Annotated in this window: 10 protein-coding genes and 1 pseudogene; 2 read left to right on the top strand and 9 right to left on the bottom strand. The window is 36.5% G+C overall.

Annotation, left to right across the window (positions count from 1 at the left end; genetic code table 11):
- The first annotated feature begins 70 nt into the window (after positions 1-70).
- The gene (locus LEGAS_RS03380) at positions 71-1291 is read left to right on the top strand and encodes a PTS sugar transporter subunit IIC (RefSeq protein ID WP_013231413.1); all 1221 of its coding nucleotides are present in this window, start codon (positions 71-73) and stop codon (positions 1289-1291) included.
- Positions 1281-2120, top strand: coding sequence for an alpha/beta hydrolase (locus LEGAS_RS03375; RefSeq protein WP_010385968.1), 840 nt, complete (start codon positions 1281-1283; stop codon positions 2118-2120). The genes LEGAS_RS03380 and LEGAS_RS03375 overlap by 11 nt, the downstream gene beginning before the upstream one ends.
- Before the next feature lie 37 nt (positions 2121-2157).
- Here LEGAS_RS03375 and LEGAS_RS03370 read toward each other — a convergent pair whose 3' ends face one another.
- The 9 genes and pseudogenes from LEGAS_RS03370 to trxB all read right to left on the bottom strand — a co-directional run bounded on the left by LEGAS_RS03370 (position 2158) and on the right by trxB (position 12976).
- Positions 2158-3522, bottom strand: coding sequence for a DEAD/DEAH box helicase (locus tag LEGAS_RS03370; RefSeq protein ID WP_010385966.1), 1365 nt, complete (start codon positions 3520-3522; stop codon positions 2158-2160).
- On the bottom strand, positions 3522-4538 hold the full coding sequence (locus tag LEGAS_RS03365; protein ID WP_010385965.1) for a DHH family phosphoesterase: 1017 nt from the start codon (positions 4536-4538) through the stop codon (positions 3522-3524). The genes LEGAS_RS03370 and LEGAS_RS03365 overlap by 1 nt, the downstream gene beginning before the upstream one ends.
- A gap of 67 nt (positions 4539-4605) precedes the next feature.
- Positions 4606-5691 carry a DNA polymerase IV gene (gene dinB / locus LEGAS_RS03360; RefSeq protein ID WP_013231412.1) on the bottom strand — a complete coding sequence of 362 codons (1086 nt, stop codon included), beginning with the start codon at positions 5689-5691 and terminating at the stop codon, positions 4606-4608.
- A 359-nt stretch (positions 5692-6050) separates the two neighbouring features.
- A complete protein-coding gene (gene rplS / locus LEGAS_RS03355) occupies positions 6051-6410 on the bottom strand; it encodes a 50S ribosomal protein L19 (RefSeq protein ID WP_010016907.1) in 360 nt (119 codons plus the stop codon).
- Between the two features lie 121 nt (positions 6411-6531).
- The gene (locus LEGAS_RS03350; protein ID WP_013231411.1) at positions 6532-8232 is read right to left on the bottom strand and encodes a phospho-sugar mutase; all 1701 of its coding nucleotides are present in this window, start codon (positions 8230-8232) and stop codon (positions 6532-6534) included.
- Between the two features lie 45 nt (positions 8233-8277).
- A pseudogene (locus LEGAS_RS10285) lies at positions 8278-8933 on the bottom strand (DedA family protein).
- Positions 8934-8996: 63 nt separating this feature from the next.
- Positions 8997-10448 (bottom strand): sucrose phosphorylase, encoded by a 1452-nt coding sequence (gene gtfA, locus LEGAS_RS03340; protein ID WP_013231409.1) that lies wholly within the window; start codon positions 10446-10448, stop codon positions 8997-8999.
- A gap of 101 nt (positions 10449-10549) precedes the next feature.
- A complete protein-coding gene (locus LEGAS_RS03335) occupies positions 10550-11743 on the bottom strand; it encodes an MFS transporter (protein ID WP_013231408.1) in 1194 nt (397 codons plus the stop codon).
- Between the two features lie 279 nt (positions 11744-12022).
- The gene (gene trxB, locus LEGAS_RS03330) at positions 12023-12976 is read right to left on the bottom strand and encodes a thioredoxin-disulfide reductase (protein ID WP_010385956.1); all 954 of its coding nucleotides are present in this window, start codon (positions 12974-12976) and stop codon (positions 12023-12025) included.
- Positions 12977-13073 lie beyond the last annotated feature (97 nt).

The following is a 13073-nucleotide window of genomic DNA, read 5'->3' as shown; positions in this document are numbered from 1 at the left end:
TAACACAAACATTTTTTATGTATAGTCCTGTTATTACAGCACAAATTTTTTTGAAAGCTCTGGAGGCACCATGCTCAATCGTTTAATCAATACCGTTCAAAATTTGGATGAGGCCTTATATCATCGCCCTTTTCTGCAGGCCATATCAATTGCTATGCAACAATCTGTGCCAATTTTGGCAATCGATATTTATTGTCGACTTTTTTTTAAGTTAGCTATTTCTCCTGATGCTTTGCTCGCAAACATTTTTTACGACTATCCAATAATACCAGATAGCGTCTCCGATCAGTTAATGTTTATCATACAAAATCTTGACGTTGCTGTCACTATGATTTTCGTTATCGGCTTAACATATCACTATTTAACTCAAAAAGGCATTGAAAATACGACACTACCTATTATAACTAACTTTATTGCAATTTATATGTTACTGTTTGCAAAAAATCAGTCAACCACAAATACGGCCATCCACTACTTATTAGTAACACTTTTCACTTTGTTAAGCTGTTTTACATATTATTGGTATTATCGTCGTCTTAAAACAACTACCTCTCCTTTTAGTCTAAAATATTTACTATGGGCTACAACAATGATCTTTGCTAGCCTATTACTTCATATCGGATTACATCTGTCGAGTATAACAACCATCATCTCAAATCTATTATCTAAAAATTTTTTTACAACTTTTTCTGGGTTACTACTAATTTCAATTTTATCGCCATTACTATTTATAGTTGGCTTTTCACTTCCTTCTGAACTTTCTAGCAATCAGACATCATTTAATGCTATGATCTCAAATTTAGATAAATTTCTAACTCATGGTTTAGCCACCTCCCCCCTCCCTTTCCCTGAAAATTTGTATAGCATTTATGGTGCGTTTACTTTATTTGGTGGTGTTGGTAATACCTTAGCACTTAATATTTTATTGTTATTTACAATATCAAAAAAATATAAACGATTAAGTATTTTATCATGGTTTCCTAGTTTGTTTGATAATAACTATCTACTCTATGCTGGGCTCCCAATGTTTCTCAGACCCCTTATGTTAGTGCCCATGCTACTCGTTAATATCACTAGTATGTTAATCAGTTATGTCGCTATAGCAGGGCATATTGTGCAACCTGCAATTTTTATTACACCTAATAATTTGCCAAATATGTTACTTCCTACCCTTGCAAGTGCCACACCAATCCGATCAACGATACTTGCCATTCTCATTTTTAGCGTCTCTTTGCTAATTTATCGACCATTTTTAAAACGTCTTACAACAGAGGTTACTCATGAAAAATAGAATCGTGTTAACATTAATTTTAATATTAAGCTTAATATTAATGGTGTTTTTAGGTATCTATGGTCAGCATTGGGTATCAGAAACAAGTACTCATCAATCCAAGATTAAAAATTCACATATGACACCTGTTATTTTTGTTCCCGGATCTGAAGCAACCGTTAATCGATTCGATCATTTATTATCAGAAATCAATGCTAGTGGCCCAACACACAGTGTTCTAAAAGTCAAAGTTAACCAAGATGGTGAGTTGATATACACTGGCAAAATCAACGCTAATGACCGCCAACCATTTATTGTTATTGGCTTTCAAAATAACGAAGATGGTTACAACAATATTAAAAAACAGACACAATGGTTAACAAGTGCTCTTTATGCCTTACAAGATCGCTATCACTTTCAGACATTTTCTGCTGTTGGTCATTCAAACGGTGGCTTAATATGGACAAATTTTTTTGAAAAATATTTTGACAGTGATGACTTTTCAATACCAACATTGATGACATTGGGGACACCCTTTAACTTTTCAGAAACTTCCTTACAGCGACGCACTGAAATGTTAAAAGATTTTATACAAGATAATAGTAAAATACCAAGTCACCTAACAGTATATTCAATTGCCGGTACTGAAGACTACACTGATGATGGCATTGTTCCAATTCAAAGTGTCATCGCTGGAAAATATATTTATCAAAAAAGAGTTAAATCATATACTCAGATTACTGTGACAGGTGACAATGCACAACATTCTAATTTACCAGATAACCCCGAAGTCATGAAATTAATTCAATCCAATATCATTACACCATTATCACGTCGTGATCGCCATTAAAAAATAAGACGACTCAGTTGAGTCGTCTTATTTTTTATTACCTATCACCACGCTTTTTATTTTCCTTACGTGTAGCGCGCATTTCTTCTCGCTTTGAAATACGGCGATCCATTTGATCTTTACGTTGAATCGCTGACTTAATTCGGCGCTTATAACCCGGTTTAACAATTTTTTTCTTCTTTTTAACCATACCAACCATTGTTGGATCTAATTTTTTGGTTGTGGCGACACGTTGTTTACGTGCTCGGCGATCCTTAACATCAACAATCTCACCATCTTTAATTTGCTTAGCTTTAAAATTAATACCAAGCGCTTCTAATTCCGCAACTTCTTGCTCTTCATCTGGACCATATAACGTAATTGCGAGACCCGCTAACCCATTACGACCAGTTCGTCCGACACGATGAACGAAAAATTCTAGCTCATCTGGAATATCATCATTAATAACATGCGATACGCCTTCAATATCAATACCACGGGCCGCCAAATCAGTTGCGACAACATATTGAAATTCTAAGTTTTGGATTGCTTTCATCACACGTCGACGTTCACGTGGTTCAATATCACCATGAATTTCTGCAACTTTTAAACCACGGCCACGCAAATTCGAAGCAATTTCTTTTGCACGTTCTTTTGTATTAGCAAATACCAATGCCAAATAAGGATTGCCAATTGATAATACTTGATATATCACATCATTTCTATTTTTTGATTTTGTCGCTAATAGCCAGTTATCAATAGTATCTGCAATAACAGTTGATACAGGAATAGCTTCGAATTTTGGATTATCCAAATACTTCTTTAAAAATGGCTTTAATTTTTCTGGCATGGTTGCGCTGAATACCAAAGTTTGTAATTTATCTGGCATTGCACCAGCTATAAAATCTACTTCACTCAAAAATCCCATGTCAAGTGTCATATCTGCTTCATCAACAACCAGTGTGTGTACAGCATGTAACTTTAAAGCACCGGTTGACACCAAATCTTTAATTCGACCCGGTGTGCCAATAACAATTTGAGGTTGACCTTTTTCAAGTTGCTTGATTTGTCGCATTTTGTCTGTACCACCGACAAATTCTGAAATCGTCACATTTTGTTGCCAACTTTCCGCGAAGTCTTTAGCTGCCTTGGTAATTTGTGCTGCTAGCTCACGAGATGGTGTTGTAATTACAGCCTGCACATATTGTTCATTTTGTGACAATTGGTTCAATATTGGTATCAAAAATGTATGTGTTTTCCCAGACCCTGTCTGAGATTGACCAACAACATCGTTTCCTTGCAAAATACTAGGAATAAGCTTAGCCTGTACTGGTGTTGGTTGTGTAAACCCAATTTTGGTCAAAGCTACAATGATTTCTGGCTTTAAATTAAATTGTCCAAATTGGTTTGCTGTTTCTGCCATCAAATTTCTCTACTTTCAATTTTCTCAGTTATTTCCTGAGCTGTTCCCTCGGTACCATACTGTTTAATTAAGGCACTATCAACCATTTTTATTAATCGTTCAACATCTTGTCCTGTTTGTGCCCAAGCACCTGATGCCATTGGATGTCCGCCACCTTCAAATTGGTTTGCAATTTTGTTAATGACAATAGTTCTTGATCGCAAACGTACACGATAGTTACCTTCATCTTGTTCTTCAAAAATAGCCCAAGCTTTGACTTTATCAATTTTTGAAGGCAGTGGGACAACAAAGGCAGTGCCAGATTCTCTTAAATCAAATTGTTTAACTAGTGCTTTCGTTAGCACAACAAAAGCAAATCCCGAAGGCAAAATGTTCAGGTTTTGTAGGACATATCCTGATAATTTAGCGGCATTTTCAGTAATTGTTTCCATATTGTGATGAACCGCTTCATAGTTAAATTTATAATTAAATAGTTCTGAAACTACACGAAAAGTTTCCTTGTCCATGCCATACATAAATCGGCCAGTATCACCTACAATACCAATGTAAAGTAACCGTGCTGCCTTATCAGTCATGATTAACCCTTGATCTTTAAGCGTTTCATAGAACTCATAGATCATCGTGCTCGTTGCTGAATGTCCTGGCTTAATCCATTGCCAATCACCGTAAGGTTCATCATTTGGATGATGATCAATTTTAATTGTTTCTAAACCATTAGGCCACCGTTGATCATCAATACGGGGTGAATTAGCAGTATCCACCATGATAATCAAAGCATTCTTGTAGGTTTTATCCGGTATATCATCCATGAATGTATCATCTTCGTTCATCCATGACAACCCTGGCACTTCTTTACCTACAGCATAAATATGTTTTTCAGGAAAGCTCGCTTGTAATACTGCCTTCAAGCCTAGTTGTGAACCAAACGCATCAGGATCTGGTCGCTGGTGTCTATGAATAATAATTGTGTCATATCTTTTAATTTGTTGTAGTAGTTGCTCTTCAATCGTTGCCATAATCTTATCTTTCTATTTTTACAGATCTGTGTTTAAAATTAACACGTCTTTATCTAGTATATCACGTTTAAAATAACGTCATTTCTTCAAAACTGTTAGATTGCAAATTACCCATTGATATTCCTAATAATCGAACTGAAAAAGGTGGCGCCATTAAATCCTCAAAAATATTCTGCGCATTTTCAGTTAACAATTCTTCCGACAATGGCCACGGTAACTCTCGTGTGATTGCACGAGTCATTGTATTAAAATTATCATCACGTACTTTAATATTCAGTGTTCTGCCAACACGATGATGCTTTTTTAGCGCCTCGATCAAAGCAGCAGCTAGTTTTTTAAATTCATATTGTATATCGCGTTCACTATGTAAAAAATGGTCATACGTTTCTTCTTTAGCGATCGACTGACGTTGTCGTTGCCACTGAACTTCACCAAAATGAACACCACGAGCTTGATAATATAGATGCTCCCCAACCTTGCCAAATTGAGATCGTAATTCATCATATGACATTTTTCTCAAGTCTGATCCATTTTCAATCTGCAACCGCTTGAATTTTTCATGTGTTTTTTTCCCAACGCCACGAAAATCGCCAATAGCTAATTCATCAAGAAATGTTAACATATTTTGAGTTGTGATAACTGTGACACCATTTGGTTTATTATATTCAGATCCCAGCTTAGCTAATAACTTGTTATGTGAAATACCAATAGAACTCGTGAGGCCCGTCACTCTTAAAATTTCGTGTCGAATACGCGCTGCCAACATTGACCCTGATAAATTCAAATCACTCACATCAAGATAAGCTTCATCTAATGCTACCGGTTCGACCTTCTTTGTAAAAGCATCAAACACATTATGAATTTGGTTAGAGACAGCTCTATATTTAGTGAAGTTAGGAGATAAGAAGACAGCATGAGGTGCCAATTTTTTGGCTTCAGAGGCACTCATAGCTGAATGAACACCTAACTTTCTTGCAGCATAGTTTGCTGTTGCTACAACACCTCGCCCCCCAGTTTCTTCAGGATCACGCGCTATAATTAACACTTTATGTCTCAATTCTGGGTTATCTCGCATTTCAATTTGTGCATAAAACGCATCCAGATCAACGTGCAAAATTTTACGTGTATCATTTGTAATCATGAATTCTACCATATAGTTATTTTAACATAACGAACTGTTGTTCGTAACGTAAACTGGTTAACCATAATTGAAAACATAAAAAAACCCCTGACCGAAGAGGGGATGGTCAGGGGCGCGATAACCGAAGTTATCAATTAAATCAATCAGTAATTGGGGGGCTGATTGAAACATTACTAGGGGAGTAATGAAACTCAAATATTATTCGAGTATGTTTTAATTATATACCCTCATCGTCCTGTTTACATATCATACGTTTTGCTGTTTCATTACATAAATATTACATTCTGAAATTCATTATACAAATTTATGCTTTTGAAATCAATACATAACACACTCAAAAAAAACATCCCACTGGATGTTTTTTAAGCAAGTTATACGTCGCGACGACGTTCCTTGATACGAGCTGCTTTACCTTGTAATGCACGTAAGTAATACAACTTGGCACGACGTACAGCACCAAAGCGAATCACTTCAATCTTTTCAACACGTGGTGAATGCAAAGCGAATGTACGTTCTACACCAACACCTGACGAGATTTTACGAACAGTATAAGTTGCTTGAATACCAGCACCCTTACGCTTGATAACAACACCTTCAAATAATTGAATACGCTCGCGCGAACCTTCAACAATCTTAGCGAACACTTTAACAGTGTCACCAGCGCGGAAATCAGGAATATCAGAACGTAATTGTACTGATGTAATGTTTTCTAAAATGCTATTTTGACGCATTAGTAATTCTCCTAGTCGATAATCTTACACTTGCCCTTAGGCTAAACGCACAGCGGATTAGCGTTAATATGGCCTCTAAGCCTTTTTTAATTGTATCAAAATATGCCTCAATTGTCTAACTTTATTTCGTGTATGACATCAAATCTTTTGTCATAACATCAATTTTAGACTGAGATGCTACTTGTGAATCTGATTCGACGCCAATATAGAACTTTAATTTTGGTTCAGTTCCTGAAGGACGAATAGCTACCCATGAGCCATCTTCAAGCCAATACTTTAATACATTTGCTTTTGGCTGTGGTAATGTCGTTATTTTACCATTGACAGTTGTTTCAATTGACTTTGAAAAATCCTGTGCACGTATAACCTTTAAACCACCAATTGTATCAGGTTGCTTATCACGGAACTGTGAAATAATGGCGCCCATCTCATCGTTACCATGAATACCTGGAAAATCAAGACTAATTGTTTTTTCTTCAAAGTAACCAAACTTCTCAAACAATTCCTCTAGACCATCTGCAAATGTTTTTCCTTGTGACTTATAATAAGCCGCTACTTCAGCAAATAACACAAGTGCTTGAATCGCATCTTTGTCATGTGCAAATGGCTTAACCAGATAACCAAAACTTTCTTCAAATCCAAACAAGAAAGTCTGTTCTTTAGTTGCTTCGTACTTATCAATTGTAGCTGCAATATATTTAAAGCCTGTTAGAACATCTTCAGTGATTACACCAAAACTTTCAGCTACTTTTGAAGCAAAACGCGATGAAACAATAGATGTGACAATGACACCATTTTCTGGTAATGTATTTGTTTCTTTCTTTGCCGTCAAAAGATAGTTCACAAGCACAGCTGCAATTTGATTTCCTGTTAAGACTTGGAACGTACCGTCAGCTAATTTGACAGCTGCTCCCATACGATCTGCATCAGGATCAGTTGCCACAACTGCATCAGCGCCTTCACGTTTGGCATAATCAATAGCCATAGCTAAGGCTGCTGCATCTTCTGGGTTTGGCTTCTTAACTGTTGGAAAATCTCCGTCAATAACAGCTTGCTCTTTCACAATTGTATAGTTTGTAAAACCGGCTTGTTGTAGCGCCTTCTCACCAATGTATTGTCCTGTGCCATGTAATGGTGAATAAACAAATTTTAACGAAGCCCCTTCTTTAGCAACTAACTCAGGGTTAACCGTTACTGTGGCAACGTTAGCTAAATACTTATCATCAATTTCTGAATCAATAACCTGTACATATGCATTGGATTCATCTAAAGCGATATTAAAGACGTCTTGTATATTTTCAAGTTTTGAAACAACCGCATCAACAGCTTCTGGTACCATTTGTCCACCATCTGCTCCGTATACTTTATAACCATTATATTCCTTAGGGTTATGAGAAGCCGTAATCATAATTCCTGCAAATGTGCCAAGTTCGCGTACAGCAAAAGACAATTCCGGTGTTGGTCGTAAACTGCTAAACAGATAGGCTTTAATACCATGTGCAGATAAAACCTGCGCTGCATCTGAAGCAAATTCTGGTGAAAAGTGTCGCGAATCAAAACTAATAGCAACACCGCTAGTCTTTGCAGCATTTCCTTGGTCGTCAATATAACGCGCCAATGCCTCGGTAACCTGACGAACCGTGTAAATATTCATACGATTTGTTCCGGCCCCTAGAACACCACGCATGCCTGCTGTACCAAAACTCAAATTTTGGTAAAATGCATCTTCTTGCTGTTCAGGCGTATAATGTGCCAAATCCTTTGCCAAATATTCTGGCAAAGTTGCTGCTTCCCATTTTGCTAATTGTTCTTGATAGATCATGATTTTCTCCTATGTGTATTCTAGCTTTATTATAACAAAGTTTGATTATTTCCGAACAAACAAGTTAACGATTGCTTGCCTAAATTTTGGGACTCTTAACGCCAGAATAAAGACAATGGCTATACCTACAACTATAATTAACAGCATATCTGACGGTATATTTAAATGCCCAATGAAATACCCTGCAGAAACAATAACCGCAGACCACAATACACTCGCAAAAGCAGCCATACGAATATAACTAACAAATGGCAGAGCTAACCTTCTTGCTAATAACGACACAACAACACGAATGAATGGTAAAAATCTTCCCAATACAACAAATAATAACCAACGTTTTGGATGAAAATTAGTGGCTAATTTATCTAACATCCCCCCTGCAAGTGTCGCTTTAAAAACGGGATCTTACTAATTTGTTTCATCAAAAACGCACCGAACCAATAATTAACGGCATCGCCTAAAAAGGAAGCGAGTGAAAAAACAGCAATATAGGCCATTAACTCGCCAAAATTATGATGTGTTCCTGCAAGTCCACCAGCAGTGGTCAATATTGTATCCCCAGGTATGAAACCAGTCACAATGCCTGCTGTCTCAATAAAAATAAGCAAGAAAAGAATGATAAGCTTACTCGTTGAGAACGGATTATCCGCCGAAAGAATTTCTATTAAAAAATGAGGTAAATCAGAAGCAAGTATGAGCATAACGTTGTCCTTTATTTGCCTCTATTATACCAAAAAAGCGCCGAGGCGCTTTAATTGACATAATTACTTTGTCGTAAATATTTCTTTACCATTTTCAGTTACAGTAAAGCTCTTTGTTGCAAAGTTAGCATCCAAAACAGCAGTTGTTTTGCCATCTGCAGATGTACGTGATACTGTCAATTCATTTTCGCCATCATTAACTACATCAATTGAACCATCTAAATCAAAGGCTGCACTTGTATTACGGAAACGTAATAAGTCAAACAAGTTTGAAACAACTGGTCGCTTTGTTGTTTCAGCAATTTCAGCCAAGTCATAATAATGACGGTTAATGTTACGACCTTCTTTTGAATTTTCCAAAAGTTCAATATCATTTTCACCAGCAAGCAAACCAACGTAATAAATTTGTGGAATACCAGGTGCAAATATTTGTGCTGCACGAGCCAATAAGTAGGCAGCATCATCATTACCTAATGCTGAATAATAAGTTGTGTTTATTTGATAGATGTCCAAATTATTATATGCCGCTGAAGAGAAAATCTTTTTGACATTGGCACCAACTTTATACATTTCTTCAGTTGTGAAGTCAGTTTCTTCTTGTGTCAACAAATCCTTAGCATCAACAACACCAATACCATCATGTGTATCCAATGTTGTGAATTGTTTCATTGGACTTTGACGCAGCCAATCCGCAATTCGTTCTGTCTTACCTGAGTATAATGAATATAATGTAATCAGTGGCAATGCAAAATCGTATGAATACATGTCATGTTCAGTAATCTTACGTACAATTTTGTAATGTTCATGGATTTCAGGTAATACTTCTGATCCTTCTGCTGCCAATATTTCACGAACTTCATCTAAAATAGCCCAAATTTCAGGTTCAACGAAAAAGTCATTTGTATCTAGCTTCTTAATTGCATAAGCAAAGGCATCTAAACGAATAACTGATGCACCATGATGTGCCAAATTAACAAGTGAATCTTTAATGAATTTTTTTGTTACTTCTTTTGTAACATCCAAATCCATTTGTTGATCACCAAATGTGTTCCAAACTTGGTCAGTTGTGCCATCAGCAAAGGTAACAGGCGCAAATGGTGCTTTATCCTTACGCTTATATATCAAATCAATATCGGCATCTGTTGGTCGATTTTCTGGCCAAAAATCAGAATACTTCAGGAACATATCATAATATTCTGACGCCTCTTTCTTTTCCAAAAAATCTTGGAAATACTTTGATTGAGGTGAAATATGATTCAACATAAAGTCAAACATCAAGTAGTATTTGTCTGCCAACTTATCAACATCTGACCAATCACCAAATTTAGGATCAACTGTCTCATACTGTTCAGGCGCAAAACCACGATCCCCTGTTGATGGGAAAAATGGTAGGACATGCACGCCGCCTACAACACCATTAAGTTCATTAGATAGTACTTGATTCAATTCTTTCAAGTTTTTTCCAAGTGAATCAGCGTATGTAATCAACATCGCTTCATTTGTTAGTTTCTTCATGATTTTCCGTTCTCCTTATAAACGCTTATTAAATGACGCTAAAGTCAAGATTACTTGTAATGCGCCACCTCAAGGCGCAATTTTATAAAATGCTCTACTTTTTAAGCACGTTTACGATTAGTAATGAATGTGACCCCTGCAATAATCAGCAAAATTATGCCAAGTAACGGAATTGTTGTGTATGCTGCTTCAGACACACTATGCGTCTCATTTCCCATTATCTTGGCTAATAATGATAATGCAAAGGGTTCAACGAACACGCCAACATTGAAACCAATCAATACAATAGAGGTCACAAATGGTTGCTTTTTTAAAGGTGCCAAATTAGGTAATTGACTAAAAATAAATGGTGAAATTAATTGCATTGGAAAACCAATTAATAGGACACCTATTGTCAAAGTAACAAAATTACCGTTTGAAAATGCCACTAAGAAATTAGATAATACCATCAACAATAGGCCAACTTGAAGTGTAAAGCGGCCAAATAATTTTTGCATACCACCATATACGAGCCCACCTACCATTGCTGCAACCAGCATAAGTGATAGAATCGTTGAAACAAGCAAACCACTAACACCTAAGCTTTGAGCCATAAAAGGAAAACTTAGTTGAATAGCCATATAGTCAATAACGATGAAGGCAGCAAACAGTGTCAATACCCACACTAAGGGACTAATATTTTGAGGAACATTTCTATTAATATGTGTCTTTTTATTATTTTTCTGATCAGCAGCTAACATCTCTGTTGTGTCTGGCACACGAACATAAAAAAGATACAAAATTGGAAAAGCTAGTAAGTAAACCAAAAACGTTGTTTGCCAACCAAAATTTAAAAGTAGTCCAGCAATGAAAGTCAAGACAGCTTGACCAATTTGTTCGACAGCCGCACGCCAACCAAGCATCGTTGCACGTGTTTGTCCTTGATACATAACAGCTATCATTGATACAGCTAACGAATTAAAAATACCAAATCCAGCACCTAAGACCATTCTAGATACAAGAATGATAGGGTATGATGTCACAAAAAATGGTACGATACCAGCAAACCCAACTAAAAGCATGCCTAGCATAATTGTTTTTTTGTCACCTAATTTTGCTGCAATAAATGAACTAAGCAAAACAAACACTGTCACAACAATTGATGGTGTTGTTGCTAACGCTTGTACCTGTGTAGCTGAGACTCCCAGCGCTTTTGTCATTTGAGGCATCGCCCCATTAATGGCATAAGCGCTAGTTAACATGAATGAAATACCTAAAAACGCAATTTTAGTAATCCATTTATCCTGACTTTGCATGATTTTCTCCTAGAATTCTCTCAATAGAACCGGTTCCTTTTTTAAAAAAGCAATTCCTTTGTGCATCTTGACACAAATAATTGTAAACGCTTGCACCTTAAATGTCAAACGATTTTCAAAATGAAAATAAAAAGTATTTATTTTCATAAATTTTCATCTGTTTTCAAAATTAATATTACAAGGATATTAGTGTTTTTATGAGAAATAGATGAAAAAAAAATAATAAAAAACAAATCAACAAAAAAAGACAATTTTTTCAAATTTGTCTTTTAAAGAATATTAGATGACTTGTTCATTTACTGCGGCTGGTAGTGCACTAATATAGTCGTAAACACCTTGACCTGCAATACTACCGTCACCGACAGCTGTTGTAATTTGACGTAACTCTTTGGCACGAACATCCCCCACTGCAAATACGCCAGGAATGCCTGTCCGCATCTGCTCGTCAGTAATGACCCAACCATCATCATTGGTGATATCTAGGTTTTCAAAACCTTGCGTATTAGGTTTCAAACCAACATACACAAAAACACCACTCGTGTTGATTTGAGATACTTCATGCGTCTGGTTATCAATCACACGAACACCAGTAACTTTGTCGCTATCACCGGTAATTTCTATCACTTCTGTATGCCAACGAAATGACATTTTATCATTTGCAAAAGCGCGGTCTTGAATAATCTTTTGAGCACGCAAACTATCTCGACGATGCAAGACCGTGACTGATTTTGCTATGTTTGTTAGATATAGACCTTCCTCAATAGCAGAATCTCCGCCACCAACAATGACAACATCCTCATCTCGGAAAAAAGCACCATCACATACAGCACAGTAACTGACACCACGCCCCTGATAAGCTTCTTCACCATCAGCGCCTAAATGAACATGTTCCGACCCAGTAGCAATAATAATAGCTTTTGCAATATAACGACCCATGTCAGTATTAATAATTTTGTTATGTCCGTCTATTTCAATATTTTCTACTGTGCCAAAGCCATATTCAGCGCCAAAACGTGTTGAAGATGCATACATTTTTTCTGACAAGTCCGGTCCTAAAATCGAATCAAAACCAGGATAATTTTCAACCTCAGCAGTATTATTCATTTGACCACCATAAATACCACGATCTAACATCAACACAGATAGATTCGCGCGCGAAGCATAGGTAGCAGCTGTCATTCCGGCAGGTCCTGCACCGATAATCACAACATCGTACTGTTTATCTTTTGCCATTCAGTAGACCTCATTTCACTTACTTTTTGTACATCTAATTCTACACGTATTTTACTATTTTGTCGAGAAAAAGCTATTAGCTTTTATCATCATAAAA

The organism is Leuconostoc gasicomitatum LMG 18811 (genome assembly GCF_000196855.1).
Lineage (GTDB): Bacteria > Bacillota > Bacilli > Lactobacillales > Lactobacillaceae > Leuconostoc > Leuconostoc gasicomitatum.
Note: the sequence above shows the minus strand (reverse complement) of the source record. Positions and strands in the feature narration are given on the sequence as shown.